The organism is Rhizobium sp. 25PS6, assembly GCF_032464655.1.
Taxonomy (GTDB): domain Bacteria; phylum Pseudomonadota; class Alphaproteobacteria; order Rhizobiales; family Rhizobiaceae; genus Rhizobium; species Rhizobium laguerreae.
This window is the reverse complement of the sequence record NZ_JAWDIV010000001.1, coordinates 224,050-247,115: the sequence shown is the minus strand read 5'-3', so window position 1 is coordinate 247,115 and position 23,066 is coordinate 224,050. Positions and strand designations below refer to the sequence as shown.

The window sequence follows — 23,066 nt, the reverse complement described above, 5'->3', positions numbered from 1 at the left end:
CGACGGTTTGCGCTGCTTCGCCCGGCCTGTTTTCCGCTACCGATACCGGTAGCGGAAAGCTTCAACGAAGGCAGAGAAAGCAGGGGATGGATGGCGCCGGCTGGGGTAATAGAGATGATACCCCTGGAATGTAGGCGCCCAGTCCGCGAGCACTTCGTGCAGTTGACCGCTGTCACAATATTGCCTGATGAGGTCCCTCGGCACATAAGACAGCCCCGCCCCATCGAGAGCGGCATTGATCGCCGGCCCTATGTTGCTCATCACGAGCTGGCCTTCCACACGAACGCTGAACTCGCGGCCATCCTTTTCAAACTCCCAAGCATAGAGAGCGCCTGACGTCGGAAGACGCAGGTTGACGCAATTGTGGTCCGTCAAGCCATGCGGGGTCGAAGGCACAGTGTGGACAGCAAAATATTCGGGTGATCCAACCACGGCGTAAGAGATATCAGGCCCGATGCGAACGGCCACCATGTCGCGCGCAATCGCTTCGCCGAGCCGCACGCCGGCATCGAATTGGCGCTCCACGATATTTGTGAAACCATTGTCGACGATGAGTTCCACGGTGATATCGGGGTAATCCCGTAAAAATGCCGGCAGCCTCGAACGGAAGACCAGCTCCACGGCATCATCGGGACATACGAGGCGGACTGTGCCCGAAGGCTTGTCGCGCAACGCGCCGAGGGCACTGATCCCGGCGGCGATGCTCTCGAAATGCGGCTGGATAGTTTCCACGAGGCGCGTACCGGCCGCCGTCGGGGCGACGTCACGCGTCGTGCGGGAGAGAAGCCGGACGCCGAGCCGGGCTTCGAGCGCGCTGATCGTATGGCTCAGCGCCGAGCGCGTGACTCCCAGCTTTGATGCAGCGCGCGTGAAGCTCCGCTCCTGAGCCACCTCCAGAAACGCACGCATTTCCGTGAACTCGTCGCGCCGCATTGTTGAATCTCCTTCATCACGACGTTCAGATTATAGCTTCTAGTCGCGCAAAACCAGTGCGGCTATCTATCTGGCAACGGACAGGAGAACGTGAATGACCGTCGAGTTGACATTGAATGAGACCTCACTGACGGACGACACGGCGACCTCATGGTCTGCTGTGACCTGTCTCTCACTTCTCACTTTCCTTCTGGTGGGTCTGGAATTTCTCCCTGTGAGCCTTCTGACCCCAATCGCCAGGGACCTCTCTATTTCAGAGGGGCAAGCCGGATTGGCGATCACCGTGTCGGGTGTCTTTGCGGTTATCACCAGCCTTTTCGGCAATGCCTTCCTGGCGAAGATCGACCGGAAGTCTGTCGTCCTGCTCTATACGGCGGTCCTTGTCGCATCGAGCTTGGCGGTTGCCCTCGCACCCAACTTCCTTGTCTTTCTCTTCGGACGATCCCTGGTCGGCGTTTCGATCGGCGGCTTCTGGTCGCTGTCGACGGCTATTCTGGCACGCCTGACTTCGGATCGCGACCTGCCCAAGGCCATTGCGCTTCTTCAAGGTGGCACCGCATTCGCCCTCGTCCTTGCCGCACCGCTCGGCAGTTTTCTTGGCGGGTTGATCGGATGGCGCGGAACCTTCTTCATTACCGTGCCGATCGGAATTGCCGCACTCGTCTGGCAACTGGTCGTTCTGCCGAGGATGCCGGCGACATCAACCGTCTCGGTGGCCAGAATATTCGGGCTGCTACGCAATCGCACATTCGCGATAGGAATGGCGGCGACCGGCTTGGCCTTCATTGGCCAGAACGCACTGTCTATTTATCTTCGCCCGTTCCTCGAAGGCGTCACGGGGCTGGAATTGAATGTCCTGTCCATGGTGCTTCTCGGCCTCGGCGTCGGCGGGCTAGCTGGAACCTCCGTGATCGGCTTCGTCGCCCGACGCCACCTCCTCCGCGTTCTCGTAGGCCTGCCGGCCGCTCTTGCATTCCTAGCCCTGCTGCTGATCGCTCTCGGGCCGTTCGCGGCGGTTACGGCATTCCTGCTCGTCATGTGGGGATTTTTCTCGACGCCGATTCCGGTCGCCTGGAATACCTGGATGGCCGCTATCGTTCCCGGTGAATTGGAAGCGGCAGGTGGACTGCAGGTGGCGCTGATCCAACTCGCCATTGCAGGCGGCGCTTTCGCTGGCGGCATGCTGTTCGACACCGCGGGATGGTGGAGCACCTTCCTTCTGGCCGCCTGCCTTCTCGCCGGTTCGGCTGTCCTCGCCGCGCTCGCCGGCCGCCGTTCCTGAACCTTTAGAAACCTCAAAACAGGAAATCATCATGTCCCAAGGAATCCAAAACAAAGTGGTCGTCATCACCGGAGCAAGCAGCGGGCTTGGCGAAGCCACCGCGCGTCACCTTGCTGAGCGCGGCGCTTCCGTCGTCCTCGGCGCGCGGCGTAGCGACCGCATCGCCAAGCTGGCCGAGGAGCTTTGCGCCAGGGGCTACAAGGCCAAAGCAGTCCAAACCGACGTCACGGATCAACATCAAGTCAAGAAGCTCGTCGACACGGCCGTCAACGCGTTCGGTCGCATCGACGTGATGCTGAACAATGCCGGCCTGATGCCACTTGCGCCGCTCGAACGGCTCAAAGTTGACGAGTGGGATCGCATGATCGACGTGAATATCAAAGGGGTGCTCTACGGCATCGCAGCAGCGCTTCCGCACATGAAAGCGCAGAAGTCGGGGCACATCATCAACGTGTCCTCCGTCTACGGTCATGTTGTCGATCCGGGTGCCACCGTCTACTGCGCGACGAAATTCGCCGTGCGCGCCCTCTCCGAAGGGCTGCGGAAGGAAGTGAAGCCGTACAACATCCGCACCACGATCATTTCACCCGGCGCGGTGAGCACCGAACTGCTCGAGCACATCAGTGAGAAGGACATCCAGGCAGGCACCAAGGAGTTCGTCAGCAACATCGCCATCGGCGCGGACACGTTCGCCCGAACGGTCGCCTTCGCGGTGAACGAGCCGGACGATGTCGACATCAACGAAATCCTGTTCCGGCCCACGGCTCAACCTGTCTGACGCGAGGCGCGCTATGTCGATGACATCCAAGTTCATGAGCCGTCGCGCGGTGCTGGGCGGAACCTTGGCCGCCGCCGCTCTCCCTCTTGTGGCGCACGGGCAGGACGAGCACAACTCGACGGGTCACGGGGCGACAGACCTCAGGATCAGGATTGGCTTCAACAATCTGATCCTGACCGCGACACTCTTCGACAATCCGACGGCGCGCGATCTCATTTCCATGCTGCCCCTGAACCTCAAGATCGAAGACTACGGCAGGAACGAAAAGATCGTCCATCTGCCGCGCAAGCTGACCGAAGAAGGCAGCGGTGCTTTCGGAAACGAGCAACCGGGCGACCTTTGTTACTTCAAACCGTGGGGTAACCTGGCCCTGTTCTACGCGGATTACCGCTGCTGGGACGGGCTGATCCGGCTCGGCCGCTTCGACAATGGCTTCGAGCCGTTGCTGGTGCGCGGCGAGTATCCGGTCCGCATAGAACGCATCTGACACGGTGCTTTATGGCCGGAGATGTGAACGCCTTCCTCCCAAGCATGAAAGAACCCAACAGACGATAAACTTCCGGAAACTAGAAAGCCGCGGCCGGCTCAAGCCAGCAGAGGCGCTCGACGGGGTGCCTCCGTCTATTCGATGATCTCGACGCAGAAATCTATAAAGGCCCTGACCTTAGCCGGAACATGCTGACGCGAGGGATAGAAGGCGTAGAGCGGGAATGTCTCGTCCGACCAGTCGGGAAAGAGGTTCACGAGCTGCCCATTGTTCAGATAATCCGCCATCCCGAGTGTGAAGACTTGCGCGATGCCGATCCCCGCAAGGCAGGTCGCCAAGGTCGTGCCGGCATCGTTGACTAAAATGCGGCTGCGGGTCTCGATCGAGACGACCTCGTCACCCGACCGAAGCTCCCATTCGAAAGGCCTTGCGGTCAGCGGATCCTGGAACTGGATACAGGTATGCTCGCTCAAATCCTGTGGACGGCTCGGCCAACCATGCCGCTCGATATAAGCGGGAGCCGCAATCGTGATCACGGGCGTCTGCATCAACAGGCGCGAAATAAGCGACCTCTGTGCAGGCTCGCCAAAGCGCACCGCGACGTCCATGCCATCAGCAACAAGATCACCGATCTCGTTGCGGGTGAAGATCTCGATCTGAATATCCGGGTAACGATCGAGGAAGGCGCCGAGCCGCGGGCCGAGCACAAGGCGTGAAAAATATGGGTCGACATTGACTCGCAGTCGCCCACGCACCGCCTGTCTGGCGCCAACAGCAGTCTGCGCAGCCTCTTCGATGCCGCTCAAGAGTGGGGCCACCTGTTCGTAGAATCGCGCGCCGTCATCGGTCAGCCGCATCGTGCGTGTTGTCCGATCGAGCAGCCGCAGACCGATCCGCCCCTCCAGCCGCGAAATGGCGCGGCTGACACCCGACGCCGATAATCCCATTAGCTCCGCTGCCCGCGCAAAGCTTCCGCTCTCGATAACGGCGGCCAATACGCTCACGCCATTCAATAATCGTCCGTCAAACATCGCGTATCCGTGATTTTTAGTCACCAATCATGTGACAGAAGCGCGCTTCAGTCAAAGGCTTCCGAAGGACATGATCGGCATAACAAACCGCCAACCTGCTGGCGGCGGAGCAGCAAAGGAGTCTAGCCATGTTTGTGATCACCGGAGTAACTGGCCAAGTCGGAGGCATCGTCGCCGCGCGTCTGCTGGAGGCGGGGGTGCCGATACGCGCCGTCGCGCGCAATGCGGAGAAAGCAGCAGAATGGAAGGACAAAGGCGCGGACCTAGCCTTGGCCGAGATGACCGACGCCGATGCGCTCACCAAGGCTTTCGCCGGCGCCGACGGCGTCTTTCTGCTGATCCCGCCCACCTTCGATCCAACCCCCGGCTTTACGGAAGTGCGCGCGGTCATTGCGGCGCTGGAGACCGCGCTTCTTTCTGCTGATCCCGCCAAGGTCGTTTGCCTCTCGACCATCGGCGCGCAGGCCAGAGAACCTAACCTCTTGAGCCAGCTCGGTCTCGTTGAACAGAAGTTATCTGCCTTGCCAATGCCGATCGCCTTTCTGCGTGCCGGCTGGTTCATGGAAAACACGGCTTGGGATATCGCGCCGGCGCGCGAGACATGTGTCCTCTCAAGTTTCCTCCAGCCGCTCGATCAGCCCTATCCGATGGTTTCTGTCTTCGACGTCGGAGCCAAGGCGGCAGAATTGCTGCAGCACGACTGGGTGGGCAAGCAGGTCATCGAGTTGACGGGGCCAGAGGGCGTCACGCCCAACGAAATCGCCGCTGTCCTCTCGTCCATCCTCGGAAAACCCGTCCGGGCAGAGCCGGTCGCCCGCGACACCTGGGAGCAGATTTTCACCGACCAAGGCATGCAAAACCCCCTCCCGCGGATGCGCATGATCGATGGTTTCAACGAAGGCTGGATCCGGTTCGACGGCGACCCGGTGAAGGGCACGACCACGCTGGACACAGCCATAAGCCGCCTGATTAGCGCCGGCCGATAAACAGCTTAAAGGCCGTGGAGGAGAGCAGCCACGACCTTTCTCATGCAGCCTCTGATAGGGTCGACCCAGGATTTGAACTGAGGAATTGCCCCGAAGACTACCGGAACGGACGGCAGCGCCCAGTTACTGGCTCAAACGCCATTATATGTCGGCCAGCGTGCGGCCTACTGCGGCTTTTGAATTTCACAGTAGACAATGTTGCGGTTTGAGCCGGGCCAAACAGACACCTTTACATCCGCCCCGGTCACGCTTTCACTGGCGATCAAGCCCATCTCTCGTTCTGATCGCAACAGCAGCGCCCAGTTCATGAATGTCTCCATATAGCCATCGACGTTCGTTTCCGGGGAGAAGTTTGCGAATAGGAATGTACCGCCAGGCTTCAGCATGCTGATGCACTTTCTGGTCAGCCTTACGGCTACCGCGTCCGGCAAATAGTCATAGAGGCCCGCGGCATAAACGAAATCGAACATTCCCAGCGCATGCCTTCCACCGAGCAGGGATTTGACCGACCCGTTCACCGCCTCGACGGACGTGCCGGCGAAATCGCGGGCGACGGTTCCAACGCTCATCGGGTCTTGATCCAAAGCCACCCAGCGTTTGATCGCGCCGGCGCTGAGCGCGCGCGATAAAGGTCCCTCACGGAGATGCCCGGCGGCGATGGCGAGGACTTCGGTCGAACCAGGCCGGGCCGAAGCGATTTCGTCAACGCGGCGAGCTAGAATGTCTCGACGCTCCCTTACCGCGACGGATGACGAAGCAATTCGAGTGTAGGCGTAGATCGAACGTCCCAAGTCGCTCGCTGATGCGACATCGTCCTCAATCTCAGGTCTGCCGTAGATGAAGTCGAGAAGGCGTGCGTCGCCAGAATAGCCGCGCGGCTTTTCGAACGACCAGCGGGTCAACGGATCTTGATGGAGATAGTGAGCAACGGAATGGGATTGCGCGATCGGAACGAGGACGTCCCACACCTCCGGATGAAAGCGCCGCCGTATCTGATGCAAGGCGTCGGTAAGTCGCTCGATGATCGCACTAGGCTCGACTCCGGATTTGAACTGACGGGTCGACACCTCAAGGCTGAGGGCAAGCTCGGCCCGGGCAACGATCAGGTGGCCGGGATCTGGAGCAGCAACCCTCCTTGCTACCCGACGAATCTCGCCGGGCGCAACAAGACTCTCACCGTCCAAGACCAGGCTTTGTTCCATTTCGAGATCCTCTTGACATAGCGTTAAGCATAATCAACCTCGAAATAGGATGCGACTAGAATCTACACGGGATAAGGGTAATTCTACTCTTGCGGGTCCGATGCTACCCCTCTAACAAAGCTCAGCAATAAGACAAACCGGTTGCAGATTGCCGAACGCGATTTTGGAGGGCGCCGAAGTATGGCTTACTTTTCAACATACTTTAGATGGTTGTCAGGCCGGTGTTATTGCATGATCGCGGCTTGCGCTAATGTCCAGAACGACGAATTAACCGCCAGCTTTTCATTCGCCGAGGCCCTCAAGTCTCTGAAAACTGAAAATGATGCTGTCCGAAGGCGGAGCTCACGGCATGGTCTTTGGATGGCAGTTGCCGTATATGTGGCCTTCGCACTTCCCGACCGATGGCTGATCCCCGATGTTGCCCCCATGACGATCGCCGCGCGATTCGTCGTTGCAACGATCGCACTGCTGGCGTTCGAAATCTTGCGACTGGCAAATGCGAAAACCGTCTGGCTTGACATCACCTGCGCCGCTGCTCTGCTTGTGGGCTATGTAGGCTGGCTTTACCCGGCGATTGCCACCCGCGACGTCACCGCCATGTCATACTACATGATATTCGGTGCCATCTTCATGATGGGCGCCAACCTCTTTTTCAGTTTCCCATTTCGGCTTTCGGTGATCACTTCGGGCCTCGTTCTATGCGCATTTTTCATCGCGATCGAGGAATTCTTCCCTTCAAGCCAAACCTATAAACTTGCCTTCGGGTTGTTCTATATTTCGTGCTTTGCCTTCACATCGTTCGTCAATTGGCGATTGAACGTGGAGCGTCGAAACGTGTTGCTGAACGCGGCGGAGGCTCGCCACCAGCACTGGGAAGCGTCCGAACGTGGAAGGTCACTGCTCGAGCTTTCGCATACCGACTACCTGACGGGTATAAGCAACAGACGCGCGCTGGATCGGCGGCTCGACGAATGCTGGGCCGCCTGGAAAGATGAGCGCCGGGACTTCTCCGTGTTCCTCATCGACGTCGACTTTTTCAAACGCTTCAATGATCGCTACGGACATCAGGAAGGAGACCGATGCCTGACTGTCATCGCCAATGCACTGAAGGCGGTTGTAGAATCGTCCGATGGCATGATCGGCAGGTATGGTGGCGAGGAGTTTATCGTGGTCATGCCGGCTGCCCTTCCCAAGGTTGCGATGGCCCTCGCCAACAAGATCAGAATGGAGGTCGAGTCACTTGCGATTGCTCACGAAGAGCGACCAGATGATATGTCGACCGTAACCGTCAGCATCGGCGTCGCCTTCACCCGCGAGAAAGTTGGCGAGAAAGTCGAACGAATAGTCCGTGAAGCCGACCTTGCTCTCTACAATGCCAAAGCAAGTGGCCGAAACTGCATTCGCAGTTTTGATCCGTTTTTACCCCGTCCCGATGACCACGCTGGCAGACTCGTCCCGCTGCTGGCGGCCGCCATCGATCGCAAACTGGTCTCGCTCGTGTACCAACCGATCTTCGACGTGACCAACGGGAAAGCAAGAGCTGTCGAGGCTTTGATGCGCCTCAGAATGCCGGATGGCACCGCGGTTTCCCCGAAGACATTCATTCCAGTTGCAGAACGAAGTGGCGCTATCCTCGAATTGGGCAGGTGGGCGATCGAGACGGCCTGCCGGGATATACTGATGACCGATCGCATGGCGACCGTCAGCGTCAACGTGTCGCCGATACAACTGCGTTCCCCCGGCTTTGCTGCCAGTGTCGCTGAAATCCTTGATCGCTGCGGGGTCTGCGGCTCGCGACTAGCCTTGGAAGTCACCGAAGGCCTGGACATGGATATGCAGGCGGAGGTGCTGAAATGCATTGCCGATCTGCGGGCACTCGGCGTCGAAATCTGGCTCGACGACTTCGGCTGCGGCTTCGCGGGCCTCTCTTGGCTGAGGGCAATCGAGTTTCAGACGGTCAAGGTCGATAGAACCTTCCTGCACGACTGCTCGAACCCACGCGGTCTGACGATGCTTCAGGACATGATTGCTCTCATCCGCAATCGCGGGAATACGATTCTGGTGGAAGGCGTCGAAACGGCAGCACAGTTTTCCCTTCTCAAGGATCTTCGCATCGACCGCGTCCAGGGCTTTCACATGGGAATGCCGGTTAGCGCTGAACTTCTGAACGCGGCATAGCTCGAGCTCAAGGTTTCCAGATGGCTGAGCACGTTGCCGATGATCGGTGCGTTGGCGCATGACGTCTCTGCAAATCACGAATTCGGAGGCCACATCGGCCGCGCAAGATGGAGCGGAAATTCCATGTCACGAAAGATCAGCTTGTGATCACGCCGGCCAACCTTGAAGAAGGCCGCCATTGCCGGAAGTCTTGCTTTTGGACGGATCCGGCCGTCTGATGCAGCGAGACAACGGATCGCTGAATCAGGTGAATATTCGGCGGTTGAACCTGAAAATGAGGGGCAGGATGGATCAGGCCAACAGCCAGCAAACATCGGCAAGCGAAGAGAGCGAAGCGCTCAGGCTTCAATATCTGACGTGGGAACACATTGCGTCTGACCTCGGTCATCCGGCTCACCTCGCCCGCAAGGCGGAACTCAGGCGATCATGCAGTGCGGAGCTGGCCGAGACGTCCTACATCGCCGAGAATGCCGCAATCTTCACCGAAAGCCTGACGATGGGCGAGCGGTCGTGGATCGCCGGGCACGCGCTCGTCCGTGGCCATGTGATCCTCGGCGACGATTGCACCATCAATCCCTATGCCTGTGTTTCCGGCACGGTGACGTGCGGTCATGGCGTGCGGATTGCTTCGCATGCCTCGATCGTCGGCTTCAATCATGGCTTCGACGATGCGACCATTCCTATACACCGCCAGGGTGTCGTCAGCGTCGGCATCACGATCGGTGACGATGTCTGGATCGGCGCCAATTGCGTGATCCTCGATGGCGCCACGATTGGAAACGGCGCTGTGATCGCCGCCGGAGCGGTGGTCACAGGCGACATTCCCGCCATGGCGATTGCCGGTGGCGTGCCCGCCCGGGTGCTGCGGAGCCGAGGCTCGGCGCCCAAAAAATCCGAGACTGGCGACATCGAAGATCAATTGGCCAGGCTCGGTCAGAAGGCGAAGGGCCAATGGCCTGATATTCTTGCGCGCTGGAAAACGGACGGAGCCTATGAATCACTGGAGGCAGACGGCATCCGGCGACCAGCGATCCGGCATCTCTGCGATGCAGTCGAGATCGCAGCCGGGTTCGGCCACCTGCCGCCCGACCTCGATGCGGCGGAGACCATCGAGCGTCTCCAAAGTCTTCAGGACCGAGAGACCGGCCTTTTCCCGGAAGAGCATTCGCGAATGCATGGCAAGGCCCTCAGGGATGATTCAAAGGCGCTCTATAACGTCCTTGCGGTTGGTTATGCGCTTGAACTGCTCGGTTCCGGTCCACGCCAACCGGTCCATGCGGTCGAGCTCGGCGCCGGGGAGCTGGATGAATGGCTGAGCGCCCTGCCTTGGTCGACTCGGGCATGGCACTCCGGAAGCGTGGTCGATGCGATCGGAACTGCCATGTACTTCAATGCGAAGTATTTTGGCATCAGGCGTTCACGGGAGGCGCTTTTCGAGTGGCTGGGCCGCAATGCCAACAGCGTTTCGGGGCTGTGGGGTGAACCGACCGCGGCGGAAGGATGGCTTCAACCGGTGAACGGCTTTTATCGCCTGACGCGCGGCACCTACGCCCAGTTCGGCGTGGCACTTCCCCACCCGCGCGCCTCACTCGAAACGGTTCACCTCAACTATCGCAACCACAAGGGCTTCGTTGCTGCAAAATACAATGCGTGCAACCTGCTCGATACAATTCATCCGCTGTTGCTGATTACCCGGCAGACCGACTACAGGCGGGCCGACGGCGAGGCGATCGCTCGCAAGGTCATATCGAGGGCGCTGGATAGATGGCGAGATGGCGAGGGATTCCCGTTTGCCGACGGTGCCGAGCCGAGCTTGCAGGGAACGGAAATGTGGCTTTCCGTCATTCACCTGGCGGCCGATTTCCTAGGACTGGCAGATCGCTTCGCCTTCGTCCCTAAAGGCGTTCACCGGACGGCAGCCGTGGGACTGGGCTTGTGACTACGCTTCGATCAACCGTGCAATGATGCCGTCAGCCAGGCGGCGGCAAGGTCCCGCGCGTTGCTTCGCTTGGCTTTGACGGGCACGATCACGTTGTAACGATCTTCCGCGGGAAGCTCGCCGCCGCCGACCTGCACCAGGGTTCCATCCTCGAGAAAGGTGCCCACCAGCATGCGCCATCCCAAGGCAATACCTTGGCCTGCGCGCGCGGCTGCGATGGTTTCGGTATAGTGGTTGAACCGAAGCGACGGCTTTACCTCGAGGTTGGCGCCGGTGAGCGAAAACCACTGTGCCCAGCTATACCAGGACCGATCGAGAACATCCGTTTCGATGAATTCGTCACCGGAACCGAGCGGGCCATCTCCGCGACGCCTGAGATAGTCGGGAGAGCAGACGGGGCAGATGACGTCGCCGTGCGAGGCGATGACGGTGCCATCGCTGAAGGGAGGCACACCATATCGAATTGCCACATCGACTTCTCCGTCATCGAGAGCGATCGGGCTGTCCTGGGATATCACCCGCACCAGGATGCCGGGGTTCGGACGGCGAAATTCGGCCAGCCGCGGCAGCAGCCAGAAAGAAGAAAATGCAACGGTCGCCCCTATGGTCAATACGTCCTGGCTGCGCGACTGGAGCGCTTCCACGCTCTCGGCGATATCGGCAAAGCTCTTGGCCAGCGTGGCTCCGAGGTTGATGCATGCCGCCGTCGGCTCGATCGCTCGATGCTTGCGCACGAATAGAGGCTGGCCGAATTCCTCCTCCAGCAATGCAATCTGCCTGCTGACCGCCGCCTGGGTGACACCCAATTCGGTCGCAGCCGTGGTGAAGCTCTTCTTTCTGAGCACCGCCTCCAGGGTCACCAGGGCCGTCAGCGACGGGATCCGTCTTCTAAAGTGCATCACAGAACCCTCATCGCATGATAAAAACTTATGCGAACCTAATTTTTTATGCCGTTGAAACAACGGAACTGCAAGGGCAATCTCGGGAAACTCTCGCATAAGAGGTTCTGATGCTAAACAAGCTCCCATCTTCCATTTCCGCCCTTCTCGACGCTCGTGCCAACGGTCACTCTCTGCCGTCCGGCCTTTACGTCAGGCAAGATGTGTTCGAAGCAGACATCGACGTCTTCTTCCACAATCACTGGATCTGTGTCGGTCTCGATTGCGATGTTCCCGAACCCGGTGACGCCACGGTCATCGATATCGGCAAGACGAGCCTGATCCTTCTGCGTGACGACGACGGAGAAATTCGCGTCCTGCACAATGTCTGCCGCCATCGCGGCTCCCGCCTTCTCGATCCGGGCAAGACGATCGTTTCAAAGCTCGTCTGTCCCTACCACACCTGGACATACGAACTGACGGGTGAGCTCAGCTACGCGCCTCACATGGGCAAGGACTTCGACAAGGAGTGTCGGAGCCTCAAGCCCGTCACTTTCAAGTCGATCGGCGGACTGATTTATGTCTGTCTCTCCGACAATCCGCCCGAGGACATTGCTATCCTCGAACAGGCCATGACCGAGCGCCTCGCCCCCTACGACATCCGAAACGCAAAGGTTGCCTTCCAAACCGATGTCATCGAGGATGGCAACTGGAAGCTCACGATGGAAAACAATCGTGAATGCTACCATTGCTCCGCGAACCACCCGGAGCTCTGCGTCTCCTTCGTCGATCTCGACTTCGGCTTCGACCCCGAGACGCTGAGCCCGGAGGATCGCGAACAGGCCGAGGAACATTTCAGGCTGTATGAAGAGCAGACGAAGGCGTGGGAGTCTGACGGCTTTCCCTCGGCTGCGGTCGAGCAGCTCGCCGACTGCGCCACCAACTTCCGCACCCAGAGGCTGATCATCGCGGGTGCCGGCGAATCCCAGACCCACGACGCCACCGCCGCATCCTCCAAGCTTCTTGGGCATATGACCCGCAAGGATCTCGGCGACACGCATCTTTGGGGCCACAACAGCTGGAACCACTTCATGGGCGACCATGCCGTAGTGGCAACCGTCATCCCGCTCTCGGCGGGCAAGACGCTGGTCAGAACCAAGTGGCTGGTCCACAAGGACGCCGTCGAAGGCGTGGATTACGATCTCGACAAGCTGACGGATGTCTGGGTCGCGACGACGGACCAGGACGCCGATCTCGTCGCGCGCTCCCATGCAGGCACTCTCGACCCGGCATATCAGCCAGGCCCCTACTCCCGCTTTTCCGAGACGAACCTCGACAAGTTCGCCAGCTGGTACATCGATCGGATGCGCGCTCATGGATACTAGGAGCCCGCAGATGCCCGTAGCCAGGGCCGCCCTTCACGACGTCTGGAACCCGGAAGAAGACGACGCGCTCGTCTGCCTCGACGTCCAGCAGGAGACCCACGACGTCAAGACATTCACCTTCGCCTCCCATCAGGGCAAGCGGTTTGCGTTCAAGGCCGGGCAGTATTTTCTGTTCGACCTGGAGCACAATGGAGAGGCTGAAAACAGGTGCTACAGCATCTCCTCTTCGCCGCATCGGACGAACGCCTTCTCCGTGACGGTGAAGCGCGTCCCCGGTGGAAAGATCTCCAACTGGCTTCACGACACCCTGGTTCCCGGCACGACCGTCAAGGCGAATGGGCCGCTCGGCCACTTCGTCAGGCCCGAGAGGTCGGGACGCAAGCTTCTGCTGCTGTCGGGCGGCTCCGGCATTACCCCCGTCATGTCCATTCTGCGGGAACTCGCCGACAGTTGCGAACCTGCCGATGTCGTCTTCATGCACGCGGGACGGACGCCGCAGGATCTGATCTTTCGCGACGAACTGGCCTGCATCGCCCGCAGGCTGAAAGGCCTTCGCCTGCATTTCCTCCCGGAGACCGCGGCCGGCGAGCCGTCCTGGCCCGGTCTGACCGGTCGCATTTCGAAAGACTATATGCGGCTTGCGGTTCCCGATATCGCCGAGCGAACCGTGATGTGCTGCGGCCCCGCCCCGTTCATGGCCGCCGCGCGCGGCATTGCCGCCGAACTCGGCGTGCCCGGCTCGAACTACCTGGAGGAAAGCTTCGACGCAGCGGTCATCGACGAACCCGAAATTCCTGCGGTTCAGGAGGCAGCGGCGAGGGTCTTTCAGGTCACCTTCTCGAAGCAGGCGCGCAGCATCGACGTCTCCGGCGACCAGAGCGTGCTCTCTTGTGCGAAAAAGTCAGGCGTCAGGATCCCGTCGTCCTGCGCAAATGGCGTCTGCGGCACCTGCAAGTCGAAGCTTACGTCAGGCATGGTCGACATGAACCACAATGGCGGAATTCGTCAGCGGGAAATCGACGCCGGCTTCTTCCTGCCCTGCTGCTCCAAGCCGCTCAGCGATCTGGTCATCGAGCGCTGAACATCCGTCACTCACCGACAACAGGGACTGACTGAGATGCTGCGAGAGGAAAGCGATTCCGCCGAGCTGACCGGCTCGACGGTCTTCAAGGATGAGCGAAAGCAGGCATACCTCAATCCTGAAGGAGCCGACCGGCCTCTTATCAGTCCTGTGCCGGCCACGACGCTCAATCGGGCTCGCCGCTATCGTCTGGAGCGCCTGCGCCGGAAGATGCGCGAATGGGACTGCGGCGCCCTGCTTCTCTATGACCCCGTCAACATCCGATATGCCTTCGATTCATCGAATATGAGCATTTGGACGATGCACAACGCCTCGCGCTACGCTCTGATCCTGGCCGATGGTCCGGCCATACTTTTCGAATTCGAAGGCGCCGACCACGTCAATGACGGGCTTCCCGGCATCGACGAGATCCGGCCGGCAAAGTCATGGATATTCTTCACATCAGGGAACCTTATGGAACCCCGCCTGAAAGCCTGGGCGGACGAGGTCGCTGACCTCGTAAGCCGCAATGGCGGCAACAAACGCGTGGCGGTGGACAGGCTCGAACCGGCCGGCGCGTTCGAACTCAGGGAACGCGGCTTCATGCTCTTAGACGGCCAGGAACTGGCCGAGCGGGCGCGATCCATCAAAAGCGCCGACGAGATCGAGCTGATGAGATGGACGATCCGTGTCTGCGAAGCAGGTATGGCGCGGATGTACGAGGTGTCCGAGCCGGGCCGCACCGAAAGAGAGATCTGGGCCGAGCTTCACTTCGAAAACGCACGCAGCGGCGGCGAGTGGCTCGAGACCAAGCTCTTGACCGCAGGCCCGAGAACAATCCCCTGGTATCAGGAATGTTCGGACTACGTCATCAAACGCGGGGAGATGATATCCTTCGATACCGATATGATCGGACCCTACGGCTATTGCGCCGACCTGTCGCGCTCGTGGACAGCGGGACACGTGGCGATGAACGCCAAGCAGAAGGAACTCTACGCCGCTGCCAGGGATCAGATCGAGCATAATCTTTCAATCATCAGGCCCGGGATGACTTTCCAGGAATTCAACGAAATGTCGTGGCGGATTCCGGAGAAATACCAGCCTTATCGATACACGCTTGCTCTGCACGGGACCGGAATGGCGGACGAATGGCCGGGGATCCTTCTGCATCCGGATTTCGACCCCGATTTCAGCGGCATCATCGAGGAGAACATGGTTCTGAATGTCGAAAGCCTGATTGCCGAAGCCGGATCCGAGAGCATCAAACTGGAAACCCAGGCTCTGATCACGGCAAGGGGAGCCGAGCGACTGGACACGTTTCCGTGGGAAGATATCTGAACCGGAAATGATGCCGAAAAGTGTGCGCGGTAATGTAGAACAGGACGATTTTAGGCCGACCCGGCCCTAAATCATCCTGCTCTATAGATCTAGGCCAAAAGCACCAGCCAGGCGAGAGTACAGAACGCAGAGCATTGCAGCGATCAGTCGGCGACCGAGTGCAAATCTAAAGTCGTCGTTGCCTTCCAGACGTGCTCGATCGCAGCCATGGCCAGCGAAAGGCCGATCGTCAAGACGGGTGCGCTTGTGACGCTTGCTTTGCCAGCGAGTGCTAGGACCGCAATGACAAAATTGGCCGGAACGAAGCGGAGGAGGATTTCCGCCCGATGCTCATAGGAGGCTGCGACCAGCCAAGCGAAAAACGCGGGCATCTCGCGCTTGAAGAGGCGTAACGATATAGGTCCCGCGAATGCGTCGTCTTTCTGAGGCCCTGCGGGGAGCAGGAGCGCAGGACTGCTGCAGAACCCGGTTGGGAGTGCAGGTAACAAGAAGCCGATCGGTTCGATCGCACCTGCTCCATACCGCCCTTATCGACTTCCTGATCTTGCAGGCTAATCAGCTTTAACAAGATGACAATATCTTGGTTTTCATGCTTACCGTTCGCTGCCCTAGGACGGAGGACACACAGGTCACTGTGTCCTTCCGGTGTCGGTGGCGATGCATCTCAAATCATAGGAGTTGCTGCGGGCCTTGGAGCCATGGAGCGAGCCCTGCACCATTCTGCCGGCTGCATCGCACGCTTGAAGATTGTCAAATGGGCCGAGCTGACTGAATGAGAGTGAGCCGTCGACCGTTATGGAAATCATCACGAGAAGCCATTTGACCATGGGATTTTCATTCCTGTTCTTAGGGCATTTTGATTTAGTCTTGTGCTAGGGAACGTCGTCGTGAGGACTCGAAACGCCTTTCTGAAGATCAAGAGACGATTATGGTGTCGCCAACGCAGCTCTGACTTTGACAGAAAGCGGTGACGAATGAAGCCTGCCCGCGCAGCATCACAGGGTCGATTGCGCGCACGCCTTCTTCTGCAGCGATCTAGGAATTCGCCGTTCCTTTTCCCGCCCGCGGCCCCACGACGTGATTGTTTTCAGACCCTTATATCGGCGGGGGATCGGAGCTCTGCAATGATGGCGGTCCGGGTTGCGGCCTCCTCGTTTGTGAATCCATCAAAATCAGCAAGACCATTGAAGGACAGCCCCGTCATACGTTGAATAGATGCGACGCTGCGCTGGTAGGTCTTGAACGCGCCGAAAACGGCTTCGAGATGCTTCAATTCCGAAACCTGGTCGACGATATAGGCAGTGCTTGAAGGCCGGCCGGCATCGTTCACAAAGCTCAGCACTTTCCAGTAGGCGGTAGGTATCTGCACGCCGCGATAAGTCCTGTCACTGTCTCTGAAAACTGGCCCCGTGAAAACCGAGACTTTGGTGTCCTGAACTTTGGCGTTACCGAGCACGTAGTCTTCAAGGCTCAGCCACGTCTTCTGGTTAAAATTTGCCGCTTGCGGTGAGCAATTCGTGAAATGGAAGGTGTCGCCGTTGGCTGTTGCTGCCGTTTTGCCCCAGACCGGGTCCTGACGGCGAACCAGGTGACCGCGGTCCAGGATGTTGTCGGCATAGAGGTCTTCGCCGATCTGAAACTCGTCTGCGATGCGACCGTCCAGGAACCATTTATCGTTCTTCCGCTCGACCTCTCCCGGATGCGCCCCGTCGATGTTAACGGCGACAAACATGGCCAGCCGTCTTGCCGAATGCATAACGACGCTGAAATGCTCGTAATCAAGACGCCCTTCGCTCGATCCCGACACAGGTGCGACGAACCGCTTGAGCTCGCCAAGCGGTGTTGGCAATGGCACCGTGAAGCCGAGAAAGTCCTCTACGTAACCTGCGCGCCCAGAGAAGCTGGCGGCCGGAGTGCGTTTTGGCTGTCCCCGGGCTTCCACACTTTCCAGCTCTTGATTCAGTGCCGCCTGGCTGTCGATATCCGCGGGACCGCCAAGCCGGGTAAGGTCGGCCAGACGCGGTTTGTGTGTAAGATCGATGGTCATGCTGTATCCCCCTCTTTTCAATCCGATGTTTAGGACATGACATTTCCTGAAAATGGCTCGTCCGTTGAATGCGTAAATGGAAACAAACCGCCATCACGATAAGGCGCCAGAAGCAGGTGATCGTAAGCTTGGACCAGCTTTGCGACAGCCTGAAAACGCCTGCCAAATTTTCCATACCGGGCAAGGGCAGAAAACATCTCAGACGTCAGGCCTGCCTGATCAATGAAAATGACGAGGCGCGCGAGCAAATAGTCGTCTTCGCGCAAGCTTCTTCCATTTTGGAATAGGTCGGACATGCAGTCTGTCGGCCAGAAGGGTGCAAATTCTGAAACCTCTGCAACCGCTGCAACAAAGCTTGATGCATCCACGGCCATTGCATCGCCGAGTGCAGCGCGGACAGGATCGTAAATCTCCGGTGAACGTCCGCGCAAAATGGAACCGAGGACAGGGCGCGACAATAATTGCGGCTGCCATGACCGGGAATTCTGCCTGCTGGCATAAAAGAATATGCTGTCATTGACTTGATCCAGCATTTTCAGGTCTGACGACAAGGGAGGCGCGCGTTGGAATTCTTCCAATCGACGGAGCAGCTCTTCCGGAAGTTTGACGACCGAAGACGGGCTGCCGAGCATTGAGCCCCCGAAGTTCGTTGTAGGCGATAAGAGCGCGACAAGACGCACGATATCCGGTCGTAGTTCGTAGGATTCTAAGTCATTCGGAGAGTTAGCGTTGTCCCAATAGTTTGCCAGGACCCGAAGACGCAGTGACAAGACGGAAGTTACCGGACTGCGCTCGATCCTCGGATAGGTCCTGATCGCATCCCGATAAGGCGGCTCGTCCCAGAAAGTTGGTGCGCGGCCTAGCGCAACGGTCGCAATTGCGAGTGAAAGCAGCGTTCCAATTCGAAATGGGGTAGCGTTCGAAAGTTCCCTGACACTCTGCACGTCCGCCACAGCCCATTTCAAAAATGCTTCATCGCCGGTGCCAGTCGCTAAACAAGACAAGGCCCATTTCCAGGTCCAATGGTTTGTCGTGTCGGCGAGTTTGTCGAATGGCGGCTCTTCTTGGGCGCATTCACAAAGGAGAGCGGCAGCCGAAGATCCGTATTTGACGATGTTTTCGAAGTCGGCCTCCACATACATCGCTTGAATGTGCTCGGCTGTCTCCTTGTCGCGTAGAACGTCGATCTGGCGACGCGGGACATGCCCAACCCTCGGGTAGTTGCCTGGTGGCACGGGGGCAAGTTCGAAACTTGAGCGTAACGGCTTCTGCTCGAGGTTGTCATCCTCAAGATCGACCAATCGAGAGGTGATGCCTGACTTGGCACGCCGGGATTGCTGCACAGCACTGACCTCGCTGCGCTGGGATGCAGGCAAAGCTGCTGTCTCTTCAGCCGACAGGCCTTCGTCCGATCGGGCCTCGCGGCGCAGTACGGCGCGCGCGTTGACCGGCATCGCTGAGATATCGTCACCCGCAACATCGAGCACGCGGCGAACGAGGCTGGGATCAGAGACCAGAACCGAGATCTCACCAAGAAAGGCGTCGTGATAAGCAGCGAGTGCGCTTGCGTTCGGGTCGCCGCCCCCCCCGCCGGAACGGTACCATTGGGCTGCTGCGCGATGCACCTGGCGAACAGTTTCACGCATCTCGATATTGGCATTTTCGGACAGCGTGAGATCATCATTTAACATCGGCAACATGATCCGCCGCAGCACAGGGATGTGGCGAACCGCATTGGGTCCGACTTGCTCGACCAGCCAGACCTCACGCGATAGAGCGTCGAAAAGATCCTGCGCTTTTTGCTCGTCGATCTCACCCAAGCCCGTGGGCACAGCGAGAACATTCCGGATCAGATCGGGCGTGATGATACTCAAGGCCAGCCCCGGATGAGCCAGCCGCGCAAGGTCCTTGCTTGAAACCAGCCGTTCACCGCCGGCGCCTTTGATGACGTGATCCTTCAGCCGATCAAGAAAGCGCGAATAAAGGACGCGTGTGCTCGCAGCCGCGCCAAGCACCCCTGCGCCCTCGGCCTCTGCAATGATCGCGTCGATGTCGCGTGCGTTCCGGTCGCGAGCAAATGTCGCAAGCAGAGTGAGAACTAGTGGAAAGCGCGGGATGACCTCGACGATCCGTCGGGCGCGGCTTTCGGTGAATTTGCGCCGGCCGCCGCAGGCGTGAAGCAATTCGACGGCAGCATCGATATCGAGTTCTCCAACCTCCCGGTGGGCGTCAAACCATTGTGCGGTCATCGATTCGTCTTGAGGAAACGGGTCGGCGCGTCCTGCAACAACAGATCTGACGGCGCCAAACGCCGGCGTTCCATCTGGACGGACGAGCCGTGTCAATGAATCGATGAATGTCAGGACGAGACCGAAGGGCTCTTGGACGAGGGAGACGGCCCGCATATCGGAGCGTACCAGAACCTCTTCGAACGTATCCACAATAATCACAAGGGTTTGAGCGGCGAGTTCGCCATTGCTCAACGCCTTCTGCAACTCGTCGCGCATGCTGGAAATGATAAAGAGGTTATCTGTGCCCGAAAGCTGATCGATGGCCTCTCTTAGCTGGCTGAGCCTATGTAGTTCAAGACGAGCATTACTGCGTATTTTTGACAGAGGCGCATCGAGTTCCGGTCGCGCAAAACCGATCTGACGTGTGAGTTCGTTCAGCCATTCACGCTCTCCGCCGAGCGCGACATTCCGCTGGTCAAAGTCGAGACACACGACGATCGGCCCTGACCAATCAGCGCGCTGCGTTCGGCGCATCAAATCGGCAACGAGAGCAGATTTTCCAGAGCCCCCGATGCCTGTGAGGAGCAGCGGACGCAGCCGAGGGGGATTCTCAGTGGGGACAACCAGACGGGCAAGAGGTGGAACCAATGCCCCATCGGCGATATAGCGATCGAGTGCTTCTGCGTCTCGCTCACGTCCAAAAAGCTTTTTGGGAGCGACATAGTCCTGGCGCCGGCGCTCGGCTTGGCGGGCGAGAAGAATTCGCGGGTCGATGCCAGGCGCCCGTGCAACTGCCCTGGGCAGCGGTAGCGACCGCGCGAAGTCAAGTGCGAGCGCCTGAAACATTAGCTCGTCCGTTGACATCTTCCGCATGGACGTGCCGACAGCGCCGCCTCCCTTTTTGAGGATTGCTTGGAGAATTTGGCCGAAGCGGTCGCCTCGCCGCGGGATCGTGTCGGTAATCGTTCGATCCAGCTCACCGCCACCAACGAGCTCCCTCAGGGCATCGCGGCGCGCCTCTGGCTGCAGACGCCAGAGCACCTCCTTATTATCCACCACTTCTTCGATTGAGGCAGAAAGAGCGCTAAGGATCTGATCTTCTAACGTTTCGTCACGCTCTCCGACAGCGAACGTCGCCAGGAGTTGCATCGGGTCGAACGTCCCCACGACCGCTGCGCGTTTTCGCAATGTTGCAGCGATGGCTTCCGGCGTTTCGGATGAGGCGACCGTCATCAAAGCCCCATCCGTTTCTTCAAATGGGGATCAAGATCGTTTTTGACGACCGCCGCAATGGCCTGAGTCATGCTGAAACTGTCATTAATCCGACCGCCCGCGACCGATGCCACGAGCCCGGCAAGGCACTCGCACGCAGCGTCGGGCAGGGCAAATCGGCCATCGACGCGGTGCCCGATCCAAAGGGCGACGCGGCCTCCGTCAAGATGGGTCAACGGCTTGTCGAGCTTCTTCGCCTTGATGCCCTGGAGCGACGGCAGATCGACGTCGGCGAGGCCGAGCAACACCAAACGCAGCGAAGGCTCTGCCGATACATCAGCGTAGAGGCGATCAAGAAGTCCGCGCGTGCTCGTGTCAGGCAGCGAGTGTTTTTCAAGGTCGTCAATGACGATCCAGAGCGTGCGATTTCCCGCGGCGGCAATCAGAGCAGCTTTCAGTTCCGCAACAACGCGAACGACGACGTCATTGATCTCTGTTGATTGCCGTTCTGAAAGCAAAGCCTTGTCATCGACAGGCGTCAATTGCGCCGACAAGCCAAGGTTGACGGCGTCAAGGATCGCTCCAGCCGTTCTGAAGGCATTTTGCATCAAGCTTGCTGCACTGATTTCGACGACCTCATGCTGCGCGGGGTCCAGATGTTCCTTGAGGACTTTCCTGGTAAAGGACTTGCCGACAGCCCGGAACGGCTTTCCGTCGCTCGATATGTCTGCACGCACGATCAGGATTTTGACCTTGCCGGTGCAGGCTTCCGCTATGGACTCTTGCAGTTCACCGCGGCCAATGAGCGGATCACCGTTTAGGAAAATCGGCTTTAAGGCGAGCAGGTCGCCCATTCGAAATTTAATAGCAGCACCTGCCTTCTGCCGAACGCGGCGCAGTGGAATTGCGATATTGATGATTGCCTTCCGCAGCGGTTTGCCATTGTCGTCCAAAACATCGGAATTCCCGTCAAATTCCACGCCGGCCTGATGTAAGGCGACGGGACGCATATCGAGGTCAAGGCAAGGCCCACCTGACGATCCACTGATCGAGTTCGCGTCATGTAGAACCCGTGCGTTTGTCCTTGCCTGCGTGCTGCCCAAAAGTCCGGCAAACTTCTTGTCGACGTTGAAACTGCCATAGGACAGCCGCATGGAATATTCGCCGGGGTGATGGAGAAGGATCATGTTCCCCTGCGGAACGGGTGGCTCTTCATCGATTATGTTGTAAAAGCGCCTGTCGAGGCCGACGGGTTCGATCAACTCCAAAATGGCGAAGTCGTCATACGGCTCGAAGGCTGCCAGATCCTCAGGCCACGGCACACCGGTATTCTCGTCTGCCGCGTGCTCGCTGCCCTCGGCACTGCTTGCCGCGACAAACCAATTCGTGCTCGCCGGAATGGAGGTTACGCCGCCTGATTGGGCTGCCCTGGCAGTGAAATCGAACTCGACGCTCAACAATGGCGCGCTCCCCGGCTTGGCTCGCCAAGCCTCCGCTGGGCCAAGTTTGGCGGCAGCTGCATCCTCAGGCGGCAGCGCTTCGAGTAAGGTCCGGACGACATGCCAATTTGTGAGCACAAGCCGCGGTCCGATCAGAAATCCGGTGCCCCTGATACGACTTGCCCCCTGCTTGACGACAACTCGGCAGGTACACCTTTGTGCACGCATCAGGCCGGCATTGACCGCATCTGGATCGCGAAAGCGTTCCTTGTTGTTGATGATGGCTTCAAACGTGATCTGTGCGCTGGTTCGAGCGGCTTCGTCGGAGCTGAGGGCGACTGCCATGACGACGCCATCTCCTTGCGTCCCGTCAATCGGGGTGGCGAAGAGCATGGCACCGGCCGCAGAGCACAGCTCGCCGAGGAACCCTTTGTCCTTTGCATATTCCAAAGCCGCCAGCATATCGGCGTTGTCGCGCAGATCCCCGGAATCGAGCGCTTCGCGTTTCTGTCGTCGCCATGCGAGTGCCTTGAAGCGAGTTATCTCGCTCGGTCGCGCATCGGCAAAAACGTCGAAAGCCTTCTCGAAGGTCTCACGCGTCACCTTCAGCTGCGATGCGAGTTTTGTGACGTCGAGATTGTTGGAAGGTTCTGGCATTGC

The 23,066-nt window shown here is 58.9% G+C and carries 16 protein-coding genes; 9 read left to right on the top strand and 7 right to left on the bottom strand.

The window, feature by feature from the left end:
* Positions 1-36 precede the first annotated feature (36 nt).
* Positions 37-933: a LysR family transcriptional regulator gene (locus RWK44_RS01080; protein ID WP_168281103.1), complete on the bottom strand. Its 897-nt coding sequence runs from the start codon at positions 931-933 to the stop codon at positions 37-39.
* Between the two features lie 94 nt (positions 934-1,027).
* On the opposite strand from RWK44_RS01080, the gene RWK44_RS01075 reads away from it, so the two are divergent.
* Genes RWK44_RS01075 through RWK44_RS01065 form a run of 3 tightly spaced genes read left to right on the top strand, consistent with a single transcriptional unit; the run spans position 1,028 to position 3,480 of the window.
* Positions 1,028-2,215 carry an MFS transporter gene (locus RWK44_RS01075; RefSeq protein WP_131662619.1) on the top strand — a complete coding sequence of 396 codons (1,188 nt, stop codon included), beginning with the start codon at positions 1,028-1,030 and terminating at the stop codon, positions 2,213-2,215.
* 31 nt (positions 2,216-2,246) lie between these two features.
* Positions 2,247-2,993, top strand: a complete 747-nt coding sequence (locus RWK44_RS01070) for an SDR family oxidoreductase (RefSeq protein ID WP_077976801.1) — start codon at positions 2,247-2,249, stop codon at positions 2,991-2,993.
* 13 nt (positions 2,994-3,006) lie between these two features.
* Positions 3,007-3,480: a cyclophilin-like fold protein gene (locus RWK44_RS01065; RefSeq protein WP_168281107.1), complete on the top strand. Its 474-nt coding sequence runs from the start codon at positions 3,007-3,009 to the stop codon at positions 3,478-3,480.
* Positions 3,481-3,614: 134 nt separating this feature from the next.
* Here RWK44_RS01065 and RWK44_RS01060 read toward each other — a convergent pair whose 3' ends face one another.
* Positions 3,615-4,511, bottom strand: coding sequence for a LysR family transcriptional regulator (locus RWK44_RS01060; RefSeq protein ID WP_168255784.1), 897 nt, complete (start codon positions 4,509-4,511; stop codon positions 3,615-3,617).
* Between the two features lie 128 nt (positions 4,512-4,639).
* Here RWK44_RS01060 and RWK44_RS01055 point away from each other — a divergent pair, with 128 nt between their 5' ends.
* The gene (locus tag RWK44_RS01055; RefSeq protein ID WP_131641366.1) at positions 4,640-5,497 is read left to right on the top strand and encodes an NmrA family NAD(P)-binding protein; all 858 of its coding nucleotides are present in this window, start codon (positions 4,640-4,642) and stop codon (positions 5,495-5,497) included.
* Between the two features lie 164 nt (positions 5,498-5,661).
* On the opposite strand, the gene RWK44_RS01050 is transcribed toward RWK44_RS01055, so the two are convergent.
* Complete coding sequence (locus tag RWK44_RS01050; protein WP_168281111.1) at positions 5,662-6,699, bottom strand: class I SAM-dependent methyltransferase; 1,038 nt, start codon at positions 6,697-6,699, stop codon at positions 5,662-5,664.
* 180 nt (positions 6,700-6,879) lie between these two features.
* Here RWK44_RS01050 and RWK44_RS01045 point away from each other — a divergent pair, with 180 nt between their 5' ends.
* Together RWK44_RS01045 and RWK44_RS01040 are read left to right on the top strand one after the other, a co-directional pair.
* Positions 6,880-8,877, top strand: coding sequence for a putative bifunctional diguanylate cyclase/phosphodiesterase (locus RWK44_RS01045; RefSeq protein ID WP_316028232.1), 1,998 nt, complete (start codon positions 6,880-6,882; stop codon positions 8,875-8,877).
* Between the two features lie 286 nt (positions 8,878-9,163).
* The gene (locus RWK44_RS01040; RefSeq protein ID WP_316028231.1) at positions 9,164-10,816 is read left to right on the top strand and encodes an acyltransferase; all 1,653 of its coding nucleotides are present in this window, start codon (positions 9,164-9,166) and stop codon (positions 10,814-10,816) included.
* Between the two features lie 11 nt (positions 10,817-10,827).
* Here RWK44_RS01040 and RWK44_RS01035 read toward each other — a convergent pair whose 3' ends face one another.
* Positions 10,828-11,715, bottom strand: a complete 888-nt coding sequence (locus RWK44_RS01035) for a LysR substrate-binding domain-containing protein (RefSeq protein WP_316028230.1) — start codon at positions 11,713-11,715, stop codon at positions 10,828-10,830.
* 110 nt (positions 11,716-11,825) lie between these two features.
* Here RWK44_RS01035 and RWK44_RS01030 point away from each other — a divergent pair, with 110 nt between their 5' ends.
* Genes RWK44_RS01030 through RWK44_RS01020 form a run of 3 tightly spaced genes read left to right on the top strand, consistent with a single transcriptional unit; the run spans position 11,826 to position 15,477 of the window.
* Entirely contained in the window at positions 11,826-13,079 is a 1,254-nt protein-coding gene (locus tag RWK44_RS01030) for an aromatic ring-hydroxylating oxygenase subunit alpha (RefSeq protein ID WP_168281115.1), read from the top strand.
* 10 nt (positions 13,080-13,089) lie between these two features.
* Entirely contained in the window at positions 13,090-14,160 is a 1,071-nt protein-coding gene (locus RWK44_RS01025; RefSeq protein WP_206116512.1) for a hybrid-cluster NAD(P)-dependent oxidoreductase, read from the top strand.
* Between the two features lie 36 nt (positions 14,161-14,196).
* Entirely contained in the window at positions 14,197-15,477 is a 1,281-nt protein-coding gene (locus RWK44_RS01020; protein ID WP_168281119.1) for a M24 family metallopeptidase, read from the top strand.
* A 1,087-nt stretch (positions 15,478-16,564) separates the two neighbouring features.
* Here the strand turns inward: RWK44_RS01020 and RWK44_RS01015 are convergent.
* Genes RWK44_RS01015 through RWK44_RS01005 form a run of 3 tightly spaced genes read right to left on the bottom strand, consistent with a single transcriptional unit; the run spans position 16,565 to position 23,063 of the window.
* Positions 16,565-17,524: a DNA/RNA non-specific endonuclease gene (locus RWK44_RS01015; RefSeq protein WP_168281121.1), complete on the bottom strand. Its 960-nt coding sequence runs from the start codon at positions 17,522-17,524 to the stop codon at positions 16,565-16,567.
* A 29-nt stretch (positions 17,525-17,553) separates the two neighbouring features.
* On the bottom strand, positions 17,554-20,988 hold the full coding sequence (locus RWK44_RS01010) for an AAA family ATPase (protein ID WP_316028229.1): 3,435 nt from the start codon (positions 20,986-20,988) through the stop codon (positions 17,554-17,556).
* On the bottom strand, positions 20,988-23,063 hold the full coding sequence (locus RWK44_RS01005; RefSeq protein ID WP_316028228.1) for a trypsin-like serine peptidase: 2,076 nt from the start codon (positions 23,061-23,063) through the stop codon (positions 20,988-20,990). Before RWK44_RS01005 ends, RWK44_RS01010 begins: the two co-directional genes overlap by 1 nt.
* Positions 23,064-23,066: the final 3 nt, after the last annotated feature.